17 protein-coding genes are annotated in these 23,417 nt (G+C 72.2%); 11 read left to right on the top strand and 6 right to left on the bottom strand.

The genetic code is table 11. The features are described from left to right. Positions 1 to 95 precede the first annotated feature (95 nt). The 5 genes from AC5P09_RS44310 to AC5P09_RS44290 all read left to right on the top strand — a co-directional run bounded on the left by AC5P09_RS44310 (position 96) and on the right by AC5P09_RS44290 (position 4,814). Entirely contained in the window at positions 96 to 1,478 is a 1,383-nt protein-coding gene (locus tag AC5P09_RS44310; RefSeq protein WP_493879357.1) for a glycine--tRNA ligase, read from the top strand. Between the two features lie 161 nt (positions 1,479 to 1,639). Beyond that, positions 1,640 to 2,575, top strand: coding sequence for a DUF4394 domain-containing protein (locus AC5P09_RS44305; RefSeq protein ID WP_493879356.1), 936 nt, complete (start codon positions 1,640 to 1,642; stop codon positions 2,573 to 2,575). Positions 2,576 to 2,695: 120 nt separating this feature from the next. Beyond that, positions 2,696 to 3,712 carry an aldo/keto reductase gene (locus AC5P09_RS44300; RefSeq protein ID WP_493879355.1) on the top strand — a complete coding sequence of 339 codons (1,017 nt, stop codon included), beginning with the start codon at positions 2,696 to 2,698 and terminating at the stop codon, positions 3,710 to 3,712. A 25-nt stretch (positions 3,713 to 3,737) separates the two neighbouring features. Continuing rightward, positions 3,738 to 4,328 (top strand): TetR/AcrR family transcriptional regulator, encoded by a 591-nt coding sequence (locus tag AC5P09_RS44295; RefSeq protein WP_493879354.1) that lies wholly within the window; start codon positions 3,738 to 3,740, stop codon positions 4,326 to 4,328. Between the two features lie 69 nt (positions 4,329 to 4,397). Then, a complete protein-coding gene (locus tag AC5P09_RS44290; RefSeq protein WP_307674696.1) occupies positions 4,398 to 4,814 on the top strand; it encodes a VOC family protein in 417 nt (138 codons plus the stop codon). Here AC5P09_RS44290 and AC5P09_RS44285 read toward each other — a convergent pair. Next, positions 4,811 to 5,023, bottom strand: a complete 213-nt coding sequence (locus AC5P09_RS44285; RefSeq protein WP_266439770.1) for a hypothetical protein — start codon at positions 5,021 to 5,023, stop codon at positions 4,811 to 4,813. The two genes, AC5P09_RS44290 and AC5P09_RS44285, sit on opposite strands and share 4 nt — an antisense overlap. Before the next feature lie 114 nt (positions 5,024 to 5,137). Beyond that, positions 5,138 to 6,568: an MFS transporter gene (locus tag AC5P09_RS44280; protein WP_493879353.1), complete on the bottom strand. Its 1,431-nt coding sequence runs from the start codon at positions 6,566 to 6,568 to the stop codon at positions 5,138 to 5,140. 112 nt (positions 6,569 to 6,680) lie between these two features. Here AC5P09_RS44280 and AC5P09_RS44275 point away from each other — a divergent pair, with 112 nt between their 5' ends. From AC5P09_RS44275 to AC5P09_RS44265, 3 genes are all read left to right on the top strand, one after another. Continuing rightward, entirely contained in the window at positions 6,681 to 7,673 is a 993-nt protein-coding gene (locus AC5P09_RS44275; RefSeq protein WP_493879352.1) for a helix-turn-helix transcriptional regulator, read from the top strand. A gap of 83 nt (positions 7,674 to 7,756) precedes the next feature. Further along, positions 7,757 to 8,260, top strand: coding sequence for a hypothetical protein (locus AC5P09_RS44270; protein WP_493879351.1), 504 nt, complete (start codon positions 7,757 to 7,759; stop codon positions 8,258 to 8,260). Between the two features lie 9 nt (positions 8,261 to 8,269). Then, positions 8,270 to 13,087: a cation-translocating P-type ATPase gene (locus tag AC5P09_RS44265; RefSeq protein WP_493879350.1), complete on the top strand. Its 4,818-nt coding sequence runs from the start codon at positions 8,270 to 8,272 to the stop codon at positions 13,085 to 13,087. A 101-nt stretch (positions 13,088 to 13,188) separates the two neighbouring features. Here the strand turns inward: AC5P09_RS44265 and AC5P09_RS44260 are convergent, their stop codons facing one another. Beyond that, positions 13,189 to 14,631 (bottom strand): MFS transporter, encoded by a 1,443-nt coding sequence (locus AC5P09_RS44260; protein ID WP_493879349.1) that lies wholly within the window; start codon positions 14,629 to 14,631, stop codon positions 13,189 to 13,191. A 110-nt stretch (positions 14,632 to 14,741) separates the two neighbouring features. Between AC5P09_RS44260 and dusB the strand changes: the two genes are divergently transcribed. Continuing rightward, the gene (dusB, locus tag AC5P09_RS44255) at positions 14,742 to 15,884 is read left to right on the top strand and encodes a tRNA dihydrouridine synthase DusB (protein WP_493879348.1); all 1,143 of its coding nucleotides are present in this window, start codon (positions 14,742 to 14,744) and stop codon (positions 15,882 to 15,884) included. Positions 15,885 to 15,904: 20 nt separating this feature from the next. Here the strand turns inward: dusB and AC5P09_RS44250 are convergent, their stop codons facing one another. The 3 genes from AC5P09_RS44250 to AC5P09_RS44240 form a co-directional block, all read right to left on the bottom strand. Further along, positions 15,905 to 17,707 (bottom strand): alkaline phosphatase family protein, encoded by a 1,803-nt coding sequence (locus AC5P09_RS44250; protein ID WP_493879347.1) that lies wholly within the window; start codon positions 17,705 to 17,707, stop codon positions 15,905 to 15,907. Positions 17,708 to 17,879: 172 nt separating this feature from the next. Then, positions 17,880 to 19,817, bottom strand: a complete 1,938-nt coding sequence (locus tag AC5P09_RS44245; protein WP_493879346.1) for an amylo-alpha-1,6-glucosidase — start codon at positions 19,815 to 19,817, stop codon at positions 17,880 to 17,882. Further along, entirely contained in the window at positions 19,814 to 21,328 is a 1,515-nt protein-coding gene (locus AC5P09_RS44240) for an amylo-alpha-1,6-glucosidase (RefSeq protein ID WP_493879345.1), read from the bottom strand. The genes AC5P09_RS44245 and AC5P09_RS44240 overlap by 4 nt, the downstream gene beginning before the upstream one ends. A 119-nt stretch (positions 21,329 to 21,447) precedes the next feature. On the opposite strand from AC5P09_RS44240, the gene AC5P09_RS44235 reads away from it, so the two are divergent. Next, positions 21,448 to 22,674 (top strand): ROK family protein, encoded by a 1,227-nt coding sequence (locus AC5P09_RS44235; protein ID WP_493879344.1) that lies wholly within the window; start codon positions 21,448 to 21,450, stop codon positions 22,672 to 22,674. A gap of 443 nt (positions 22,675 to 23,117) precedes the next feature. After that, on the top strand, positions 23,118 to 23,417 hold a 300-nt coding region (locus AC5P09_RS44230), incomplete at its 3' end, for a PEP/pyruvate-binding domain-containing protein (protein WP_493879343.1).

The raw sequence follows: 23,417 nt of genomic DNA, 5'->3' as shown, positions 1-23,417 counted from the left end.
AGGGGAGCCCACGCCGGTAACCTGAAGCATTCGCTCTGAAGCAATGCTCTGAAGCATCTCGCTTCGTCGCCCGTCGTCGTAATGAAGAGAGCACCGTGGCCGCCGACAAGATCGACACCATCGTCAGCCTGAGCAAGCGCCGTGGCTTCGTATTCCCCAGCAGTGAGATCTACGGCGGACAGCGCGCCGCCTGGGACTACGGGCCGCTGGGTGTCGAGCTCAAGGAGAACCTCAAGCGCCAGTGGTGGCGCTACATGGTGACGTCGCGCGAGGACGTGGTCGGTATCGACTCGTCCGTGATCCTGGCCCCCGAGGTCTGGGTCGCCTCCGGCCACGTCGCCACCTTCACGGACCCGCTCACCGAGTGCACCTCCTGTCACAAGCGGTTCCGTGCCGACCACCTTGAAGAGGCGTACGAGGCCAAGCACAACCGCCCGCCGGCGAACGGCCTGGCGGACGTGAACTGCCCCAACTGCGGCAACAAGGGCCAGTTCACCGAGCCCAAGCAGTTCTCGGGTCTGCTCTCCACCCACCTCGGCCCGACCCAGGACAGCGGCTCCGTCGCCTACCTGCGCCCCGAGACCGCGCAGGGCATCTTCACCAACTTCGCCCAGGTGCACGTCGCTTCGCGCAAGAAGCCGCCGTTCGGCATCGCGCAGATGGGCAAGTCCTTCCGCAACGAGATCACGCCCGGCAACTTCATCTTCCGCACCCGCGAGTTCGAGCAGATGGAGATGGAGTTCTTCGTCAAGCCGGGCGAGGACGAGAAGTGGCAGGAGTACTGGATGGAGCAGCGCTGGAACTGGTACACCGGCCTGGGCCTGCGCGAGGAGAACATGCGGTGGTACGACCACCCCAAGGAGAAGCTCTCCCACTACTCCAAGCGCACCGCCGACATCGAGTACCGCTTCCAGTTCGGCGGCAACGAGTGGGGTGAGCTGGAGGGTGTCGCCAACCGCACCGACTACGACCTCGGCGCCCACTCCAAGGCCTCCGGCCAGGACCTGTCGTACTTCGACCAGGACGCCCAGGAGCGCTGGACCCCGTACGTCATCGAGCCGGCGGCCGGTGTCGGGCGCGCGATGCTCGCCTTCCTGCTCGACGCCTACATCGAGGACGAGGCGCCCAACGCCAAGGGCAAGCTGGAGAAGCGCACGGTGCTGCGCCTCGACCCGCGGCTGGCCCCGGTGAAGGCCGCGGTGCTTCCCCTGTCGCGGAACGCCGAGCTGTCCCCGAAGGCCAAGGGTCTGGCCCAGGCGCTGCGCCAGAACTGGAACATCGACTTCGACGACGCCGGCGCCATCGGCCGCCGCTACCGCCGCCAGGACGAGATCGGTACGCCGTTCTGCGTGACCGTCGACTTCGACACCCTGGACGACAACGCGGTGACGGTGCGCGAGCGTGACTCGATGAAGCAGGAGCGCGTGTCGCTGGACCAGATCGAGGGGTACCTGGCGAGCCGACTCATCGGCTGCTAGTGATCGGCCGCTAGTCACGAAGAGCACACGAAAACCCCGGTTCCGTAACAGACGTAACGGAACCGGGGTTTCGCCCATCCAGGACACCTGTGGCTCCGAAGGGGAGGTCATACGCGGCTCGCAGAGTGCGGGGCGCGGTGACCGACCTACACGGGGGCATCATGCGCAAGCAAGCAGTCATCGGGGCGGCCGTTCTGGCCCTGGCCATCGGTTCCGTCGGCTATGTCGCCGCGAGCGACAGGGGGCAGGGGCAGGAGAGCGACTCCTCGGCGATCAGCACCCAGGGCGGCTCGGTCGCCGGGGTGCAGGGAGTCGCCGGCGACCGGCTCACCGCGATCGGCCTCACGGACGACCGGCGTCTCGTCAGCTTCCGCGTCGACCGGCCGGACCGCGTCCTCCCGCTCGGCACGGTGGACGGCCTCAAGGGGGACAGCGCGCTCGTCGGCATCGACTACCGGGTGCAGAACGGCAAGCTGTACGGCGTCGGCGACAAGGGCGGCATCTACACGATCCGCGAGGTCGGCGCCAAGGCCACCAAGGTCTCGCAGCTGAGCGTGGCCCTGCAGGGCGCGACCTTCGGCGTCGACTTCAACCCTGCCGCCAACCGGCTCCGGGTCATCAGCGACACCGGCCAGAACCTCCGCCACAACATCGACGACCCGGCCGGCGCGCCCGCCGCCGGCACCACCGCGGTCGACGGCACCCTCACCAACCCGCCCGTGCCGCCCGCGACGACCGGTGCCACGGCGGCCGGCGTGACGGGTGCGGCGTACACGAACAACGACCTCTCCGCGACCACCGCCACCACCCTCTTCGACGTGGACACGGTGAACGACCAGGTCGCCGTCCAGTCCCCGGCCAACGCGGGCAACCTCGCGCCCACCGGCAAGCTCGGCGTCGACGCGGGCCCGAACGCGGGCTTCGACGTCTACACCTCGCGGCGCACCGGCTCGAACACGGCGTACGGCGTCCTGGCGGTCGGCGGTGCCCAGCGCCTCTACCGCGCGGACCTGCTGAACGGCTCGGTCACCCGCACCGGCACCTTCGACGGCGGCCGCAAGGTCGTGGACCTGGCGCTGCCGCTGAAGCAGGGCTGAGGCTGAGCGTGGAGCAGGGCTGAGCGCGGCTCGCGGGGATACCCGTAAAGCGGTAAGCGGCTGACACATGACAGCTGACAGATATTGAAATCTGTCAGCTGTCATGTCATGGTGGGTGTCATGACGATGCACACGCGCACTCTCGGAAGCACCGGCCCCCAGGTCTCCGCTCTCGGCCTCGGCTGCATGGGCATGTCCGCGCTGTACGGCGACGCCGACCGCGCCGAGTCGATCGCTACCATCCACGCCGCCCTGGAGGCGGGCGTCACCCTGCTCGACACCGGCGACTTCTACGGCATGGGCCACAACGAACTCCTCATCGGCGAGGCCCTGCGCACCGCGCCCGCCGCCCGCCGCGAACAGGCCCTCGTCAGCGTGAAGTTCGGCGCGCTGCGCGACCCGGCCGGCGGCTGGTCCGGCTACGACGGGCGCCCGGCCGCCGTGAAGAACTTCGCCGCGTACTCGCTCCAGCGCCTCGGCGTCGACCACATCGACGTCTACCGGATCGCCCGGCTCGACCCGGCCGTCCCGATCGAGGAGACGGTCGGCGCGATCGCCGAACTGGTCGACAAGGGTTACGTCCGGCACGTGGGCCTGAGCGAGGTCGGCGCCGACACCATCCGCCGGGCCGCCGCCACCGCCCCCGTCAGCGACCTCCAGATCGAGTACTCGCTGATCTCCCGCGGCATCGAGGACGAGATCCTGCCGACCACCCGCGAACTGGGCATCGGCGTCACGGCGTACGGCGTCCTGTCCCGCGGTCTGATCTCCGGCCACTTCACCGGCGACCGGCAGCTCGCCGCGAACGACTTCCGGGCGATGTCCCCGCGCTTCCAGGGCGAGAACCTCCAGCACAACCTGAACCTCGTCGAGGCGCTGCGGAAGATCGCCGAGCAGAAGGGCACCAGCGTCGCGCAGATCGCGATCGCCTGGGTGCTCTCGCGGGGCTCGCAGCACAACAACGTCATCGTGCCGCTGGTCGGCGCCCGTACCCGCGAGCGGCTCACGGAGTCCCTCGGCGCACTGGACGTCACGCTGGACGCGGCCGACCTCGCCGCGATCGAGGAGGCCGTACCGGCCGGAGCCGCCGCGGGTGAGCGGTACCCGGCGGCCCAGATGGCGCACCTCGAGGCCTGAGGCGGGCGCCGGGTACGGTCTGCTCATGCCACCGACCAGCGAGATCCTGACCGCCGAGCGCATCCTCGAAGCGACCGAGGAGGTGCTGCGCCGCCACGGCCCGGCCAAGGCGACCGTGGTGGACGTGGCCCGCGCGCTCGGCGTCAGCCACGGCAGCGTCTACCGCCACTTCCGCACGAAGGCGGCGCTGCGGGAGGCGGTCACGAAGCGGTGGCTGGACCGCACGTCCGAGTCCCTGGCCGGGATCGCCGCCGACGCGTCCCGTGACCCCCGACAGCGCCTCGGCGACTGGCTCGCGGCCCTCTTCGAGGCCAAGCGCCGCAAGGCGGGCGACGACCCCGAGCTCTTCGCCACGTACATGGTGCTGACCGACGAGAACGGCGGGGCGGTCGCCGAGCACATCACCGACCTCACCGGGCAGCTGACCCGGATCGTCCGGGCGGGCGTGGACGCGGGCGTGTTCACGGTCGCCGACCCGGCCGCCACGGCCCGCGCCCTGTTCCAGGCGACCGGCCGCTTCCACGACCCCTGCTACCACCGGGAGTGGGAACTGCCGGGCGTGGAGGACGAGTTCAAGGCCGTGGTGCAGTTGCTGCTGCGAGGGCTGGGCGCGTAGGGCGTTGGGAATCGCCCGGCACAGCGCCGGGTTGTCGGGTTCAGTACCCGCGATCTCCGAGGAGCCGACATGTCCGAGAAAACCTCCGGGGAACCCGCTGTCCGCGAACTCCGCCTGGTGGTCACGGCGGCCGACTACGACGCGGCCCTGCACTTCTACCGCGACGTCCTCGGTCTGCCCGAACGCGGCGCGTTCACCTCCGAGGGCGGCCGGGTCACCATCCTCGACGCCGGCCGGGCCACCCTGGAGCTGACCGACCCGAACCACGCCGCCTTCATCGACGAGGTCGAGGTCGGGCGGCGCGTGGCCGGTCACATCCGGGTCGCCTTCCAGGTCGACGACTCCGTCGCCACCACCGAGAAGCTGGCGGCCGCCGGAGCGGAGGTGGTCGCCGAGCCGACCCGCACCCCGTGGAACTCGCTGAACTCCCGGCTGGAGGCACCCGGTGCGCTTCAGCTGACGCTCTTCACCGAACTGGGTGACTAGGCCGACCGGTCTGTCGGATCGACCGTCGCCTGATGCGCCTCCGCCAGGTGTTCCTCCGCCTTCAGCCAGGGCAGGAACTGCGCTCCCTTGCGCCAGCCGCACGTGTCGCAGCTGATCGTGCGCTGCATTCCCGCCCGCTGGACCCGGACGACGTGCTCGCGCCCGTGCTGGTCCCAGCGGCTCACCTTGCTCGTGTTGATCTCCAGCATGCTGCCTCCAGAAGCCGCGCCCTGCGAGTCTGTTGACGCAGCAAGGAGTGTGCAGCAAGACCAACATCAACAGGGGATCCTTCACAGCTCGTTGGCCAACCCGTGTTCTGGGGCTCAGTCGACCGTCCTCGGCAGCCGCAGGCTCAGCAGACCGGTCAGGACGATCGCCGCCAGCTGTACGAGAAGCGTGATGACCAGGGCGTTCCGCATGCCCAGGCCCGGAGTCAGGGACAGGAAGAGGGTGCCGAGGGTGGCCACGCCCAGTGCCAGCGCCGACTGCTGGGTGGTGGTCATCACACCGCTGCCGACGCCGGCCCGCGCGGGCGGCACCTCGGACAGGACGATCCGGAAGATCACGGGGAGTTGGAGGGCCTGGCCCACACCGGCGATCGCACCGCCCGGCAGCAGGGCGACGACGCCGAGGTCCGGCCAGGAACGCCACGCGGTCAGGGCGATCAGGCCCACGCCCACGACCTGGAACAGGGAGCCGGCCGTCACCACCCGGGTGCCGTACCGGGCGATGAGCCGGGGACCGGCGAGCGAGGTGAAGAAGAACGTCACCGCCAGCGGGGCGAGGGCGAGGCCCGCCTGGACGGGGCCGAGGCCCGCGCCCTGCTGCAAGGCCACCGCGATCACGAACATGAAGCCGCTGAACCCGATGGAGAACGGCAGGATCATCACCAGCCCGCGCCGCAGCGACACCAGCCGGAACAGGCTCGGCGGCACCAGCGGCGTACGGCCCAGGCGGTCCGCCCTGCGCTCCACCGCGTAGAACGCCGCCGCCAGGAACGGGAACGCCGCCAGCGACAGCCACGTCCACAGCGGCCAGCCCGCCGCCCTGCCCTCGGTGAGCGGAGCCAGCAGGGCGATCAGCGAGGCGGCCAGCAGGAGCGTGCCGGGGCCGTCCACCGGTTCCGGGCGCTGCGCCCGGGTCTCCGGGATCGCGCGGGCGGCCAGGACGAGGCCGACGAGGACGACCGGCACGTTCACCAGGAACACCGAGCGCCAGCCGGTGCCCGCAATGTCGGCCGAGACGAGTACGCCGCCCAGGATCTGGCCCGCCACCATCGACAGGCCGGCCGTCGCGCCGTACAGGCTCATCGCCTTGGCGCGGCGCGGGCCCGCGGTGGCCGCCTGGATGGTGGCGAGCACCTGCGGCAGCATCGCGGCGGACGCCGCGCCCTGCGCGACCCGGGCCGCGACCAGCGTCCAGGCGGTGGGCGCGAGCCCGCACGCCAGCGAGGTCAGCCCGAACGCGGCCATGCCGCCCAGGAAGAGGCGGCGCCGGCCGAAGAGGTCGCCGAGCCGGCCGCCGAGGACGAGCAGGACGGCGTACGCCAGGCCGTACCCGGAGACGACGAGCTCCAGGACCGACTCGCTCGCGGCGAGGTCCGAGCCGATGGTCGGCAGGGCGACGTTGACGATGAAGAAGTCGACGAGGGGCAGTGCCGCGGCCAGCAGCACCGTGAACAGGCCGAGCCCGCCGAGCTCCGGTGGGGCGGGGGAGGGGCGGGTCGGGGGTGGGGTGGTCGTGGTTTCCGTCACGGGTATGAGCCTGCGGCTGCTCCGAGACGGGTACCAGAGTCTTCTTATCCTGGTACAAGAAGCACCTGGAAACAGGGTGGGGAAGAGGTGCGGGCGGCGGCAGGCTGGAGGCATGACGACCATGGCCCAGGAGACGGCGGGGACGGCCTCGGGGAGGACGTCGGGAACACCGACCGGAACACCGACCGGAACACCGACGGGAATCCCGACGGTAACGCCGACGGGAACACCGACCGGAACGCTGTCGGGAACGGCCGTCGCGGAGATCCGGCGGCATGAACTCGCCGCCTTCCTGCGCCACCGACGCGAGCACATCGCCCCGGAACGGGTCGGTCTGCCCCGCGGCCGCCGGCGCCGCACCCCGGGACTGCGCCGGGAGGAGGTCGCCCAGCTCTCCGCGGTCGGCGTCACCTGGTACACCTGGCTCGAACAGGCCCGGGACATCCAGGTCTCCGTCCAGGTCCTCGACGCCCTCGCCCGCACCCTGCTGCTCGACCCGACGGAACGCGCCCACCTCTTCCGGCTCGCCGGCGCCGTGGATCCGACGCCGGCCACCGACTGCCCGTCGCTCACCCCGGGGCTGCGGGCGGTCCTGGAGCAGCTGGAGCCGGCGGCCGCCGCCGTGCAGAACAGCCGGTACGACATCCTCGGCTACAACCGGACCTACAGTCTGCTGCTCTGCGACCTCGACGCCGTGCCGCCCGAGGACCGCAACTGCATGATCCTCTCCTACACGCACCCCGAGTGGCAGTCGTCCATCGTGCACCTGGAGGACGCCCAGCGCATGATGGCCGCCCGCTTCCGCGCCACGATGGCCGGGCATCTGGCCGAGCCCGCCTGGAAGATGCTCCTCAAGCGGCTGCGCGCCGAGTCCCCGGACTTCTGCGAGGCGTGGGACCGCCACGAGGTGATCGCCCACCGCAGCAAGCGCAAGGAGTTCCTGAACCGGTACGTGGGCCGTGTCGTCGTCGACCACACCGACCTGTGGCTCGGCCCGGAGAACGGGCCTCGCATGGTCACGTACACACCGGCGGAGGAGGAGTCACGGGCACGGCTGGAGCGGCTGCACGCGATCGCCGTCGAGCGGTCGCGGTCGCGCGGATGAGGTAGTCACCCTGACTCGGGATGACTCTCCGAACTGCGGGAACTCGGGTCACCGAAAGGTGAGGCGCCATCCCGAGGAGAGTCATGGCCGAGCAGAAGTCGACACGGTCGACACAGGATCTTCCGCAACCGCTGCGGGCGGCCGCCTCGGTACTGAGCCGGGTGCCCGGCGCCGGAACGGTGGGCCGGGCGGCCGAGGGGACACTGGACAAGATCGGAGCGGTGTCGCCGCGCGGGCGCCGGATCGCCGTGTACACCGGCGCCGGGGTGCTCGGCGTCGCCGGCGTCGTGGAGTGGCCCGTCGCGATCACCGGAGCGGCGGTGGCGTGGCTGACGCAGCCGCGGCGGGAGGAGACGGAGAAGGCGGAGAAGGCGGAGAAGGCGGAGAAGCAGGGGGAGACCGCTGAGGCGTCCGGCACGCGGCCCACCCCGCAGGTGCTGGCGTCGTCCTCCGGCAAGCCGTCCGCGGAGGGTACGGCGGCGCCCGCCACGCCCTCCGACAAACTGCCCGCGCACCACACGCCGCCCCCCGCCGGCGGCGGGCCGAGTGGCGCGACGACGGCCCGACCTGCCCGTACGAGCGGCTGAGGGCGAGTGATGAGCGGAGGACTTCTCACCCGTCCCACGGCGGCCGCCGCCGGACTCGTGCTGGCCGGCCCGCGTCTGCTGGCCCGGGGTACGGCACCCGCCGTGGGCGCCGCCGCCGGAGCGGTCGCGGGCACGGCCCGGGCGGGCGTGCGCAGCGCGGACTTCGCCCTGCGCGTCGCCCGCGTCACCCGCGCGGCCCTCCCGGGCGCCCCCCGCGACTGGCGCGCCGGCACCCGCACCCACCTGGCCCTGCGCGAGGCCACCCCGGAGGAACTCCGGCAGGCGGCGGGCCGCGCGGAACAGGCGGCGGAGCGAGCGGAGAAGGCGGGCGACGCGGAACGGACGGCACGACAGGCCGACGGGGCCGACGGGGCCGACGGGGCCTATGAGGCCGAGGGGGTCGGCGGGGTCGGCGGGGTCGGCGGAGCCTATGAGGCCGACGCGGCCGACGGGACCTATGGGGCCGACGCGGCCCACGCAGCCGATCGGCCCGACCGGGCCGACCTGCTCGACCGGGCCGACCGGGCCGACCGGGCCGCCGGGGCTGACGTGGCCGATGGGGCTGAGGTGGCGGGGGGGGCTGAGGTGGCGGACGGGGCTGGCGGGGCCGTCCGGGCCGACCGGGCCTCCGGGGCTGACGGGGCCTCCGGGGCCGACCGGGCCGCCTGGGCTGAGGGGGCTGAGGGGGCTGAGGGGGCCGACCGGGCCGCTGTCGACCGGGCCGACCGGGCCGACGGCGAACTGGTCGTGGAGCGTGAGCCGGGTGGCGGGGAGCCCCCGGCTGCCGGTGCGCGGAAACGCCCCCGCCGTACCGAACACCTCGCCCGCCGCGTGGCCGCCGCTCTCGCCGAGCATCCGGACGTCGCCTTCGCCTACTGGGACCAGGGGCTGGGCCGGCTGGTCGTGGCGGCGACCGAGGAGGCCGTGAGCGACCGGGTCGTGGAGCGGGCGGTGGCGCTCGCCGAGCGGCACGGTCTGGTGCCCGCCGACGACGACAGTGTCGAGGAGCTCGGTCACCCCGGTGACCCCGCGTCCGTGCGGACCGCCGCCGAGGCGCTCGCCGCCGACGCGGTGGGTGCCGTGGCCGCGCTGGTGGGGTCCGCGATGCGGCTGCCGCCCTCGCCGCGCCTGGTGACCGCCGTGGTCACGCTGCTGCGCGAGAACCCCCGCTTCCGCGCCTGGATGCGCGCCCGCCTCGGCAACGCCCGCATGGAAGTGTTCTTCGCCGTCGCGAACGCGGCCGTGCACGGCGCCGGGCACACCCCGACCTCGCTGCTGCTCGACGGGATGCTGCGCACCTCCCAGCTGGCGGAGGCGGTGATGCGGACGGCCGCCTTCGAGACCGTGCACGACCAGCTGTGCGCACCGGGCCGCGACAGCGTGCCCGTGGATCCGTCCCTGCGCCCGCCGCTGCGGACCTCCCCGGCCCAGGAGTACGCCGCCCACGCCTCCACCGGCAGCGTCCTGGGCGCGGCGGCGGCCCTGCTCGTCAAGCACGACGTCGCCGAGGCGGCGGAGGCGGTCCTCGCCGGTTCGCCCAAGGCCGCGCGGTACGGGCCCGCCGCCTTCCACGCCGTCCTGAGCGGTGCCCTGTCCAGCGCGGGCGTGCTCGTGCGCGACCCGGGCCGGCTGCGGCAGCTGGAGATGGCCGGCACGATCGTGCTGCATCCCAGCGCGCTCAGGAAACCCGGCGCGGGCGCCGACCCGTGGGCCGAGCCCGTCCTGGACGCCGCCCGCCGGGCCGGGCTGCGGGTCGTGGTCGTCGACGACCCCGCACTCGCCGACTTCACCGGCCTGGCCGACCAAGTCGTCGGCGCGGACCGGCCGTTGCGCGAGGTCGTGGACGAACTGCGCGGCGAGGGCGGGGTCCTCACGGTCGCCCGCCCCCGCCCGCACGACGACGCGGACGTGACCTCCGGACTCCTCGGCGGTGACGTGGCCGTCGCCCTCACCGACGAGGACGGCCAGGTGGTGTGGGGCGCGGACGTCCTCGCCCCGCACGGCCTCGCCGACGTGTGGCGGCTGCTGATCGCCATCCCGGCGGAGCGTGGCGTCGGCCGCCGGTCACAGACCCTGGCCCGGTCCGGCGCCGCGCTGTCCGGCCTGCTCGTGGCCGTCGGCGAGTCCCGCCGGCGCCATGGCTCGCCCCTGCCCGGTCTGCGGCACGCGCCGGTCGACATCGGCGCGGCCGCCGCCCTGTTCACCGGAGTACGCGCGGCCCTCGGCGTGGCGGTGGCCCGCGCCCCCCACCCCCGGCCGAGGGTCGCCTGGCACGCCCTGCATCCGGACGACGTACGCGACCGGCTGGAACAGGAGGCACCCCCGGAGCCGACCCCCCTCGAACAGACGACGGCCCGGGTACGCACGGCCGCCGACACGGTCGTACGACAGCCCGTGCTGGCCCCCGCGCGCTGGTCGTGGCAGCTCGCCCAGGCCGTACGCGGCGAACTGGACGACCCCCTCACCCCGGTCCTGGCCGTCGGCTCAGCCGCGTCCGCGATCCTCGGCTCGGCCGTGGACGCCCTGCTGGTCCTCGGCGCCCTCGACCTGAACGCCCTGGTCGGCGGCGTCCAGCGGCTGCGGGCCGAGCGCGCGCTGTCCGGGCTGCTCGCCCAGCAGAAGCAGAAGGCGCGGGTCACGGACGACGGGGACACGGCCCGTGTGGTCGACGCCGCCAAGCTCAGCCCGGGCCACATCATCGACCTCAAGACCGACGACGTCGTGCCCGCCGACGCCCGCCTGCTGTGGGAGGACGGTCTCGAGGTCGACGAGTCCGCGCTGACCGGCGAGTCCCTGCCGGTCGACAAGGGCATGGACGCGACTCCGCGCGCCCCCGTGGCCGAACGGCACTGCATGGTCTTCGAAGGGACGACGGTGGTGGCCGGACGCGCCCAGGCCGTCGTCGTGGACACCGGCGACCGTACCGAGGCCGCCCGGGCCGTCTCCCTCGCCGCCCGCGTCCCGCCGGCCGCCGGAGTGCAGGCCCGCCTCCAGGAACTCACCCGCAAGGCCATGCCGTTGACGATGGCGGGCGGTGCCGCCGTGACCGGCCTGTCGCTGCTGCGGGGGACCCCGATCAAGCAGGCGGTCAGCGGCGGAGTCGCAGTGGCCGTGGCCGCCGTACCCGAAGGGCTGCCGCTGGTGGCCACCGTGGCGCAGCTCGCCGCCGCCCGCCGGCTCAGCAGCCGCGGCCTCCTCGTCCGCACCCCGCGCACGCTGGAGGCGCTGGGGCGCATGGACACCATCTGCTTCGACAAGACCGGCACCCTCACCGAGAACCGGCTGCGCCTGGTCCGGGTGGCCGACGCGGACGGCACGGTCCACACCCTCGACCAGCCGGACGCCGCCGAGACGCTGCGGGCGGCGGCCCGCGCCTGCCCGCGCCTCAACGGCGACTCGGTCCGCCCGGTGCACGCCACCGACGAGGCCGTCCTGGACGCCGCCGGGCCCGACCCCGACTGGGAGCAGACCGAGGGCGTCCCCTTCGAGGCCGCCCGCGGCTACGCCGCCGCCGTCGGCCGGGCCGGGGACGGCACCCCGGTCCTGGTCGTCAAGGGCGCCCCCGAGACCGTCCTGCCCACCTGCGCCGACCTCCCCTCCCACATCTCCGACCGGGCCCAGTCGCTGGCCGCCGACGGGCTGCGCGTCCTGGCGGTCGCCGGACGCCCGCTGCGGGAGGGCGAGAGGGCGACGGACGTACTCGAAGAGCCCTTGCAGGACCTGGAGTTCACCGGACTGCTCGCGCTCGCCGACGTGGCGCGCGAGACGTCCCCGGCCCTGGTCCGCGGGCTGCGCGAGGCGGGCGTACGGCCCGTCGTGCTGACCGGCGACCACCCGCAGACCGCCCACGCCATCGCCGTCGACCTCGGCTGGCCGGACGACGCGAACGTGGTCACCGGCGACGAACTCGCCGCCGCCGACCGCACCGCCCGGGCCCGGATGCTCCGCGACGCCGACGTGGTCGCCCGGGTCGCGCCCGAGCAGAAACTCCAGGTCGTCGAGGCCCTCAGGGACGCCGGCCGGGTCGTCGGCATGGTGGGCGACGGCGCCAACGACGCCGCCGCCATCCGCGCCGCCGACATCGGCGTCGGCATCAACGCCCGCGGCTCGGCCGCCGCCCGCAACGCCGCCGACCTCGTCGTCACCGGCGACGACCTCTCGGTGCTCATCGAGGCGGTCCACGAAGGCCGCGCCCTGTGGCACAGCGTCGCCGACGCCATCGCCATCCTCATCGGCGGCAACGCGGGCGAGGTCGGCTTCGGCATCCTCGGCACCATCCTGTCGGGCTCCGCGCCCCTGTCCACCCGCCAGATGCTGCTGGTCAACCTGTTCACAGACCTGTTCCCGGCGATGGCGGTGGCGGTGACCCCCAAGGAAGACGGCGGCGAGTCCACAGCATCCGACCAACCCCTCGGCACGGCCCTCCTCGGCGCCCCCCTCATCCGCCAGATCCGCCACCGAGCCCTCACCACCTGCCTGGGCGCCACGGTCGCCTGGCTCTTCGGCCGCTTCACCCCCGGCACGACCCGCCGCTCGACCACGATGGCCCTGTGCGCGGTGGTAGGCACCCAACTGGCCCAGACATTGGCCGACCGCCGCGACAGTCCTCTGGTCCGCCTCACCTCCTTGGGCTCGGCGGTCGTCCTCTTCGCCCTGGTGCAAACCCCGGGCGCGAGCCAGCTGTTCGGCTGCACCCCGCTGGGGCCGATGGCGTGGGCGGGCGTACTGGCGGCGATTGCGGTGGCACTGGCGGGCCAGAAGGCTCTGCCAGGGGTGGAGAAGGCCCTGCTCAAGCGGTGGCCAACCCTGGCTGATCAACTGGCCTGAGCGGACTCACCCAGGGGCGCGGGGCTGTGTCAATGTGCGGCTCCGCCGCGTGGGCGCGACCAGCCACACACAACCCGCACTCGCCATACAAGCAACAACCCCTACGGCGCTGAGGCGCTAACCCCCGCAGCAGCCCGCACCTCCGCCGACTCCAACCGCTCAGCCGTCCGCCGAGCCCAAGCCCCACTCGTCACAGCCCCAAGCACCAGCACCACCAACCCGCACCCCGCCAGAATCCACCACCCCGGCCGAGCCGCGGACACGAAGACATCCCGGTACGACGACGAGCCCACGCCCGTGGCCAGCACCGCACCCACCACCGCGACACCGAGCGTCTGCCCCAACTGCCGGCTGGTGGAGGCGACGGCAGCCGCGACCCCCGCCTGACTACGAGGCATCCCCGACACGGCCGTATTGGTGATCGGCGCGTTCACGAACCCGAACCCGACCCCGAACAGCACGTACCCGATGAACATCGTGACATTGGACGTCTCGGCCTCGAACCCGGCGAACAGCACACCGCTCGCCGTCATCGCCACACCGGCGATCAGCAACGGCACCCGCGGCCCGACAGACCCGATCAGCCGCCCGGACAACGGCGCGCACAGAAACGTCGGCACAGCCATCGGCAGCATCCACAGCCCCGCGTGCAGCGCGTCCAGCCCCCGCACGTTCTGCAGATACAGCGTCGACAGGAACAGGAACCCGCCCAGCGCGGCGAACGAACTGACCGCGATGACGGTCGCCCCACTGAACGGCGCCGAACGGAAGAACCGCAGATCGATGAGGGGCTCGTCGCGCCGGGGCTCGTACCAGAGCAGTCCCGCCAGCGCGCCCAGGGCCACCACCGCGAACGGCAGGACGGCCGCGAACCCGGCGTTCGGCGCCTCGATGATCGCGTACGTCAGGCAGCCGAACAGGGCGATCACCATGACCTGGCCGAGCGGATCGGGCCGACGGGCCTTGGGCGCGCGGGACTCGGGGACGTAGCGCAGGGTGAGCAGCAGAGCGGCGAGCCCCACCGGCAGATTGAGCCAGAAGATCGACCGCCAGCCGACGGACTCCACGAGCAGCCCTCCCACCAGCGGCCCGGCGGCCATGGAGATGCCGACCACCGCACCCCACGCACCGATCGCCCGCGCCCGCTCGCGCGGGTCGGTGAAGGTGTTCGTGATGATCGACATGGCGACCGGGTTGAGCATCGAACCGCCCACCGCCTGCACCATGCGGAAGGCGACGAGCATCTCCAGATTGGGCGCGACGGAACACAGCGCGGAGCCGATCGTGAAGACGACCAGCCCCGCCATGAACACCCGCTTGCGGCCGATCCGGTCGGCCGTGGATCCGGCGAGCATCAGCAGCGAGGCGAGCACCAGGGTGTAGGCGTCGATCGTCCATTGGAGGCCCGCCGTACTGGCGTGCAGTTCCTTCTGCATGGAGGGGAGGGCGACGTTCAGAACGGTGTTGTCGAGACTCACGATCAGCAGGCTCATACAGCAGATCGCGAGGACGAGCATGCGTCGGCGATGGCTGAGCTCGGGCATGCGGTCCAGCGTACGCCGACGTCGATAGTGTGTCTAACTAATGACCGACGCCATCCACCTGCCGCGGATCACGCTGCCGAGCACCCGTCGCCGTACGCGACAATGGGGGAATGTCCACGCCCGCCTCGCCCCTGCAGATCGGCCCGCACACCGTCGGGCCGCCGGTCGTCCTCGCCCCCATGGCCGGGATCACCAACGCGCCCTTCCGCACCCTGTGCCGGGAGTTCAGCGGCGGCAAGGGCCTGTTCGTCAGCGAGATGATCACGACCCGGGCGCTGGTCGAACGCAACGAGAAGACCATGCAGCTGATCCACTTCGACGCGACCGAGAAACCGCGCTCGATCCAGCTGTACGGCGTCGACCCGGCGACCGTCGGCAAGGCCGTCCGCATGATCGCGGAGGAGGACCTGGCCGACCACATCGACCTGAACTTCGGCTGCCCGGTCCCGAAGGTGACCCGGAAGGGCGGCGGCTCCGCCCTCCCGTACAAGCGGAACCTGCTGCGGGCGATCCTGCGCGAGGCCGTCAGCGGCGCCGGTGACCTGCCGGTGACGATGAAGATGCGCAAGGGCATCGACGACGACCACATCACCTTCCTCGACGCCGGCCGTATCGCCGTCGAGGAGGGCGTCACCTCCATCGCCCTGCACGGCCGCACCGCCGCCCAGCACTACGGCGGCACGGCCGACTGGGACGCCATCGCGCGGCTCAAGGAGCACGTGCCGGAGATCCCCGTGCTCGGCAACGGCGACATCTGGTCGGCTCAGGACGCGCTGCGGATGGTGCGGGAGACGGGCTGTGACGGGGTCGTCGTCGGGCGTGGGTGCCTGGGGCGGCCGTGGCTGTTCGCGGACCTGGTGGCGGCCTTCGAGGGGCGTACGGAAGACATCGCACGCCCCTCCCTGCGCGAGGTCGCCGACGTCATGGTCCGCCACGCCACCCTGCTCGGCGAGTGGATCGGCGACGAGGCGCGGGGCGTCATCGACTTCCGCAAGCACGTCGCCTGGTACCTGAAGGGCTTCGCGGTCGGCTCCGAGATGCGCAAGCGGCTCGCGATCACCTCCTCGCTGGCCGAACTCCGCTCCGGGCTCGACGAGCTGGACCTCGACCAGCCCTGGCCGACCGGCGCCGACGGGCCCCGCGGCCGCACCTCCGGCAACAACCGGGTGGTACTGCCGGACGGCTGGCTGAAGGACCCGTACGACTGCGCGGGGATCGGCGAGGACGCGGAACTGGACACGTCCGGGGGCTGATTCCCCCCTCGTGAAAGGGCTCAGTCCTTGCTGGGGCGCGGCGTCGACCCGTACGCCGTCAGGAACCGGTCCCGGAACGAGCTCATCTTCCACACCGGTGCGTTCTTGGCGGGCCTCAGGCCGTCCGTCCAGTTCCAGGCGGCGATCTTGTCGAGGACCTTCGGGTCCTTCGCGACGATCGAGACGGGCACGTCACGGCTGGCGCCCGCGCCGCTGACCCGGGCGATGGGCTGGTGGTCGCCGAGGAAGACGAGGACGGTGTCGTCGGTGCCGTAGCGCTCCAGCCACTGGGTGAGGCTGGTGACGGAGTACTGGATCGACCTGCCGTACTCCTCCTTGGAGCGGGTGGAGTTCGTGAGGAGCTCCGAGGGGTCGACGCCGGCCTTCTGGATCGGGCCGAAGACCGAGCCGTCGCCGAGCTCGTCCCAGTCGACCAGCTTCGGGATGGGCGCCCACGGCTGGTGGCTGGAGGTCAGGATGATCTCCGACATCAGCGGCTTGTCGCGCTTCTTGCCGTGCACCAGACGCTGGAAGGCCTCCAGGGTGTACTGGTCCGGCATGGTCGACCAGCTGAACTTCGGGCCCTTGTAGCCCAGCTGGAAGGCGTTGTAGACCTTGTCGAGGCCGTAGTACTCCTGCTCCGGCCAGCCCTTCTGCACGCCCGGCATGATGCCCACCGTGTCCCAGGCGCCGGTCTTCCCGAACGCCTTGGTCAGGCTGAGGTGGTCGCTGGACATGACGGTCCGGTAGCGCTGCTGGTTGTCGATCCACAGGCCCGACATGGTGGTGGAGTGGCCGAGCCAGCTGCTGCCGCCGTACGTCGCCGAGGTCATCCAGCCGCTCTTCGCGCGGTAACCGGCCTTCTCCAGCGCCTCGGTGCTCGCGTCGAGGGTCTGGTCGACGCCGGGTGCGATCTCCGGGTCCTCGAGCGCGCTGCGGCCGTAGCTCTCGATGAACGTGAAGATGACGTCCTTGCCGCGCAGGTCGGGCAGCAGCTCGCTGCCCGGGGTGTTGCCGAAGGTGTCGGCCTTGGCCTCCTTCGCGAACGCGGCCTCGTCGCGCAGGGTGTCCTGCACCCGCCGCGCCTGGATCTTCAGCGCATAGCCGGCCCGGTCGGAGGCGATCGGCATGCCGTTGACCTGAAGGCCGAGGCTGGAGCAGGTGATCCAGACGGTGCCCGCGATCAGGGTGGCCCGGGTGGCGGTCCGGGTGTCGCGGACCAGCAGGTTGCTCAGCCGGACCGTCGCCAGCGCCATCACGACCAGCAGCAGCACGACCAGGGCGACCGCGCCGACCGCCGCCCCGATGGCGGTCGCCCTGCCCATCGAGTCCTCGACGTACGCCTGGGCGTCGTCCAGCAGCCCCCAGTCGAGCACCAGGTTGAAGCCCCGGCCCAGGTACTCGTAGAACCCGATGTCCAGCAGGTTCAGCACGGTCAGCGCGCCGAGGAGCGTCCCGGACAGCGCCGCCACGACCACCCGCGGCCGGCGCGGCAGCGCGAGCACCAGGACAGCACCGACGATCGCCTCCGCCGGCAGCCGCGTGAACCGGTTGTACTGGAGTGCGCCGAGGGTGTTCGGCAGCACCAGGGCGCCGAAGACCAGGCCGGCGGCGAGACCGGTGGCCGTCCAGCTCAGGGCGCGGGCGGCGGCGGGGTGCCGGGTGCGCCAGGAACGCCAGTGGGCGAGACGGGACTTGAGCGTGCCGGGCGTCTTCTCGCCGGGTACGGCCTCATCGGGTACCGCAACTTCCTGGGGTACGGCATCTTCCTCGGGTACGGCATCGCCCGTCGCCTCGGTTGCCTCAGTCGCCTCTGCCGACACCCGAAGGTCCTTCCGTACGAAGCCCGGTGATACGGCGGACCCGGGCCCGAAGCAGGGCACCGCATCCGCCGTACTCCCGTACGGTTCGCCTCCGTCCGCTGTTCAGCCCATGTGCCCAGCGCTCGGCAAACACCGGGCAAACGCCTCACCAACCGGCCTTTTGTGAGCCTTGTCAGGCGCCCCCGACCGCCGTCAGCAGCGCGAGCGGCGCCGCCGCCGACCGCGACTCCCGCACACACGCGTGCGGGTACGGCACCGGCTCGGCGTGCGTGTCCCGGCCGTAGCCCGCGAGGACCTCCGGCAGCCGGTGCCCGGTCGCCGTCGCCGCGGCGACCAGGCCGTGGGCCACCGTGCGGGCCTCGTCGTGCAGGCCGTAGCGGGCCAGGCCCAGCGTGATCAGCGCGTTGTCGTGCGGCCACACCGAACCGCGGTGGTACGACAGCGGGTGGTACGCCGGCTGCCCGGCGGCCAGCGTGCGCACGCCCCAGCCGGAGAAGAAGTCGGGTTCGAGCAGGCGCCGCCCGACGACCTCGCCGTACTCCTTGTCCAGCAGCCCCGACCACAGCAGATGCCCGGCGTCCGAGGCCAGCGCGTCCACCTGGTTGCCCTCGCCGTCCAGCGCGAGGGCGGGGAAGGAGTGGTCCGGCATCCAGAAGTCGCGCTGGAAGCGGTCGCGCAGGTCGGCGGCGGCCTGCTCCAGCAGCGCCGCGTAGACCTTGTCGTCCCACGCCGTGCGCGCCAGCCAGGCGGTGCGGCGCAGCGCGTCGTACGCGTACCCCTGGGCGCCCGCCGCCATCACCGGGCCGCTCGCGCGGGTGCCGTCGGCCGAGCAGATGGCGCCGGGGGAGTCCTTCCAGTTCTGGTTGGCGAGGCCGCCCTGGTCGGCGCGGTAGACCAGGTAGCCGCGCGAGGTCAGCCCGCCGTGGTCCAGCATCCAGCCGATGGCCGCACGGGCGTGGGGCTCCAGTCGGCGGGCCAGCTCCGCGTCCCCGGTGTGCTCGACGTACGCGCCGAGCAGCACGAGGAACAGCGGGGTGGCGTCGACCGAGCCGTAGTAACGGCCGTACGGCACCTGCCCGAAGTGCGCCAGCTCGCCGTGCCGCACCTCGTGCACGATCTTGCCGGGCTGGGAGACCGACTCCGGGCCGGTCTCCGTCGCCTGCGCCGCGGCCAGCGCCAGCAGCGTGGCGGCGGCCGGGCGGGGCCGGTAGGGCAGCGCGAACAGCGAGGTCAGCAGGGCGTCCCGGCCCAGCAGGGTCAGGAACCAGGGGGCACCCGCCGCCGGTACGCGCAGTTCCTCGCCGTCCGGACCGGTCGCCGGCACCTGGAGCGAGGCGAGGTCGGCGAGCCCGCGCGCACAGGCCGCGGCCAGCTCCGGCCAGCCGGTCGGGAAGGCGACGCCTTCGACGAACTCGCCTTCCATCGCGAGGAGTTGGTCGTTCAGCGCAGCCGGGGAGCGCGGTACCCGCAGGGTCCGCTTGTCGCCGTGCGGGCGGGCCATCACGCGCAGCATCAGCTCGGCCGTGCCGTGCGGTTCCAGATCCAGGGTCCACACGAGGCGCCGGGCGCCGGTGCCGGTCTCCTCGACGCCATCCGGGACGGGCTCGGCCGTCACCGTCGTACAGGACCGCCACTCGCCACGCTGGTAGGCGAACTCCACGCCGCCGTCCAGGACGTGGCGGGAGCGAGTCGCTCCTATCTTCGCGTACGTACGGTGGTCGGAGCGCAGTTCGAACTGGTCGGTGAAGTCGGCGTCCGCGGTGACCGCGAGCCGGAGCGTCGTCGGCACCGGACGGTTGCTGGTCACGCGCAGCGACTCGACGAACGAGCCGTCACCGACGGCCTGTTCACGGAAGAGCGTGTAGGCGGGCGGCTCCTGGCGCCCGCCGCGCGGGACGAGCACACAGCGCGCGGTGTCCCCGTCGGCGACCGGCGACAGCGCCTCGGGCACCGCGCCGTCGACGGTGAGCTGCCACCGGCTCAGGTGCCGGGCGTCACGTACGAATAACCCGTCCGGGGAACTGCCGCCCCGTACGCCGCTGATGTCCCCGCCGTCGCCCACAGCGGCGAACGTCCCGCCGTGCACGAGCAGATGATGCCGGTCCGTCATCCCCGGTCCCCTCCCTTGTCACTCATCTCGAACGTCCGGATGCCCGTGAGGGACACGTCGTGTCCGGGGCCGGTGTGCAGCAGGTCGAGCGTCAGCGCGGCGGTCCAGCTGAAGCCGGTCGCCCCGCAGGCCTCGCCGGTGTACGGGTCGACGTACTCCGCGAAGTCGGATGTGCCGGCGATGTCCAGGACGGCCCGGCGCAGCGCGTTGGCCCGCCCCCGCTCGCCGTGCGTGCGCAGCCCGCGCTCCACCAGCCAGCTCGTGTTGAACCAGGCCGGGCCGCGCCAGTAGCGGTGCGGGTCGAAGGCCTCGCCGAGCAGGTCGTAGCTCGGGACGAGGCGGGTGGTGCCGCCGACCCCGAAGTGCGCGCCGCCGAGCGTGCGGACGAGCGCGTCCGTGATCTCCCGTGGCAGGTCGGGCAGCAGCAGCGGAACGACCCCGGAGACACTGCGCTCACGGATCAGCTCCCCGCTCGGCCCCCCGCCCCGCACGTCCCGGCAGAAGAACATGCCCTCCGCCGGGTCCCACAGCCGCTCGATCAGCGCCGCCGTCAGCCGCTCGGCACGCGCGTGCCGGGCCGTCCCGGTGGCGCCGAGCTCCTGCGCGATCCGCGCGAGGGCGTGCTCGGAGGCGATCAGCAGGGCGTTGAACGCGGGGTCCTCCACCGCGAAGTCACTGGTGCCGTCGGCGTATCCGGCGTCCCGGTAGTCGGTCGCCAGCCGCACGTACCGCCCGTAGTCCAGATCCGTCGGCCGGTCCGCGGGGGCGCCGTGGTCCAGGTCGGCGCGGCGGAAGGAACGGGCCGGAGCCGGTGTGATCCTGCTCAGCGGGGCGTCCCAGCAGGGGCTGTTGTCCATACCCTGTTCCCAGGGGTGCACGACGGACGCCAGCGACCCCCCGCCCAGGTCCCGCCGGTGCAGCAGATACCGGTGCCAGGCCGCGAGCCGCGGATACACCTGGGCGAGGAAGCCGCGCGCCCGCGACAGCCCCGGGTCGGCGCAGTGCACCAGCCACGCGGCCAGCGCGTGCACCGGTGGCTGCACGATGCCCGAGGTCTGTACGGTGCGCGGGGCGCCCGCGGCGCGCCCCGCGGTCGAGGAGCGCCAGAAGTCGGGGCTCGGGAAGTACGCGTCGAGGGGGACGGAGGGGTTGAAGACGATGTGCGGGATCCGCCCGTCCTCCCACTGGCCGCCCAGCAGCGTCTCCAGCTCCGTCTGCGCCCTCAGCGGCGACAGGTGGCGCAGACCGATCGCGATGAAGGCCGAGTCCCAGGACCACTGGTGCGGATACAGGCCGTGCGAGGGCACGGTGGAAGTGCCGGTCCAGTTGCCTTCGAGGACGCGGGCGGCCCTGACGTGCAGGGAACGGGAATGTGTCCTGGTCGCCGGATCGTATACGGCCGCCTCGGACCCCGGCACCTCACCATGCCCGGAAAAGGGTGGTGAGGAAATGGTGCCGATGGGAGTGAAGTACCCGGTGTTGCGGGCTGTGACCTGCGTTGCGCGATCCACTCAAGGCTCCCCGAAGACGTACGGCCGATCGGTTCGGCAGTGGCTACCGTAGGGTTACGTCTATTTAACACGCAAAACTCAATATGTAATGCAAGCTTGAGAAACACAAGGGGGTGCGCATGACCGGACGACCCGGCAGGACCGGCAGGACCGGGAGTCAGGCGAGCGCCGGAGACCTGCTCGAACTGGTGCGCAGCGGCCGCGCCACCACCCGTGGCGCCCTGCAACAGGCCACCGGTCTGTCCCGCGCCACCGTTGGCCAGCGCCTCGACCGCCTCTTCCGCGCGGGCTGGCTGCGCGAGGGCGCCGGCGGTCCCGTCGACTCACCGCTGGGCGGCCGCCCCTCCATCACCCTCGAATTCGACGACGCCCACGCGGTGGTCCTCTCCGCCGACCTGGACACGCGGCACGCGCGGGCCGCCGTCCTGACCCTCACCGGCGAGATCCTCGCCGAGCACTCGGGCGTCCTGGTCATCGAGGACGGCCCCGACGCGGTCCTCGGCGAACTCGGCCGCTGGTTCGCCGAACTCCTGGAGAAGGCCGGCCACCGGGCGGACGAGGTCTGCGGCATCGGCCTCGCGGTACCGGGCCCGGTCGACACCGACACCGGCCGGGTCGTACAGCCGCCGATCATGCCCGGCTGGGACGGCTACGACATAAGAGGCCGCCTGGCGAGGGCCTTCACCGAGCACTCGGGCGCCGGACCACTGCCCGTACTGGTCGACAACGACGCCAACCTCATGGCATACGGCGAACAGCGCACGGCCTACCCGGACTGCTCGGCCTTCGTGCTGGTCAAGGTGTCCACGGGCATCGGCGCCGGCGTCGTGGTCGACGGCTCGGTCTACCGCGGCATCGACGGCGGCGCGGGCGACCTCGGCCACATCCGGGTCCCGGCGGGCGCCGACGCCCTGTGCCGCTGCGGTTCCTACGGCTGTCTCGCCGCCGTCGCCAGCGGAGGCGCCGTGGCCCGGCGGCTGGCGGAGGCCGGGGTGCCGGCGGCGTCCGGCTCGGACGTGCGGGACCTGCTGGCGTCCGGGCACCCGGAGGCGGCGGCGCTCGCGCGGGACGCGGGGCGGCAGGTCGGGGACGTCCTGGCGACCGTCGTCACGCTCCTGAACCCCGGGGTACTGATGATCGCGGGGGATCTGGCCGGGACTCCCTTCCTCACGGGCGTACGGGAGCTGCTGTACCAACGGGCGCTGCCGCGCTCCACCGCTCATCTGGACGTCGTCACCTCGCGGCTGGGGGAGCGGGCGGGGCTGGTCGGGGCCGGGGCGATGGTCGTGGAGTACCTGTATGCGCCGGAGCGGGTGGAGGAACGGCTGGCGGCGTTGGGGGTCTGACGGCTCCGACGGGTCTGACGGGGTGGCCGGGCGTGTGACCACGTTGTTTCGGTCCGGATACGTGTCCGCATGGTGAAATTCCGGCGTCTGTGGCAGCGTGATTATCGCCACCCTTGATGAGGGTTGCGCTCAGATGAGCGGATCGTGATCGACTGCACTTCTCCAAGGGGTGGCACTCAGTGCCACCCCTTGATCGTTCATCGATCGAAAACAGACGGGCTCATGGCCGCTCATCTGAGCCGAATTTTCGAAATGTGAGCGCCCATTCGTTCAAGAAATGAAAACATCAGCCTGTCTCCGCTTGCCACGCTTTGACTTTCGATCCGGTGGCGGGCGAGTGGTTACAGGCGCATGACGCGCAAGTGGACGTACCCAGGCGCCTTCGATCTGGGTATGTTCCTGGCCGTCAGGGCAGCCACCGCGTCCTCGAGGAGTCGAGACCCGTGTCGGAAAACAAAGATCCCCAGGTAGCTGAGCACGGCACCAGCGTTGAGGGCGTGAAGTTCGTTTACGACTTCACCGAGGGCAACAAGGAGCTCAAGGACCTCCTCGGTGGCAAGGGCGCGAACCTCGCCGAGATGACCAACCTGGGCCTTCCGGTGCCTCCGGGCTTCACGATCACCACCGAGGCCTGCAAGGTCTACCTCGACAGCGGCGAGGAGCCGGCGGCACTGCGTGACGAGGTGAGTGCGCACCTCGACGCGCTGGAGCAGCGCATGGGCAAGAAGCTCGGCCAGCCCGAC

It is taken from the genome of Streptomyces sp. a15 (assembly GCF_059026085.1).
The sequence above is the reverse complement of the archived record's forward strand: the minus strand, read 5'-3'. Positions and strand labels throughout refer to the sequence as shown.

Coding starts and splice junctions, on each gene's coding strand:
- AC5P09_RS44305 (WP_493879356.1), top strand. CDS start 1,640: ATGCGCAAGCAAGCAGTCATCGGGGCGGCCGTTCTGGCCCTGGCCATC.
- AC5P09_RS44300 (WP_493879355.1), top strand. CDS start 2,696: ATGACGATGCACACGCGCACTCTCGGAAGCACCGGCCCCCAGGTCTCC.
- AC5P09_RS44295 (WP_493879354.1), top strand. CDS start 3,738: ATGCCACCGACCAGCGAGATCCTGACCGCCGAGCGCATCCTCGAAGCG.
- AC5P09_RS44290 (WP_307674696.1), top strand. CDS start 4,398: ATGTCCGAGAAAACCTCCGGGGAACCCGCTGTCCGCGAACTCCGCCTG.
- AC5P09_RS44285 (WP_266439770.1), bottom strand. CDS start 5,023: ATGCTGGAGATCAACACGAGCAAGGTGAGCCGCTGGGACCAGCACGGG.
- AC5P09_RS44275 (WP_493879352.1), top strand. CDS start 6,681: ATGACGACCATGGCCCAGGAGACGGCGGGGACGGCCTCGGGGAGGACG.
- AC5P09_RS44270 (WP_493879351.1), top strand. CDS start 7,757: ATGGCCGAGCAGAAGTCGACACGGTCGACACAGGATCTTCCGCAACCG.
- AC5P09_RS44265 (WP_493879350.1), top strand. CDS start 8,270: ATGAGCGGAGGACTTCTCACCCGTCCCACGGCGGCCGCCGCCGGACTC.
- AC5P09_RS44260 (WP_493879349.1), bottom strand. CDS start 14,631: ATGCCCGAGCTCAGCCATCGCCGACGCATGCTCGTCCTCGCGATCTGC.
- dusB (WP_493879348.1), top strand. CDS start 14,742: ATGTCCACGCCCGCCTCGCCCCTGCAGATCGGCCCGCACACCGTCGGG.
- AC5P09_RS44245 (WP_493879346.1), bottom strand. CDS start 19,817: ATGACGGACCGGCATCATCTGCTCGTGCACGGCGGGACGTTCGCCGCT.
- AC5P09_RS44235 (WP_493879344.1), top strand. CDS start 21,448: ATGACCGGACGACCCGGCAGGACCGGCAGGACCGGGAGTCAGGCGAGC.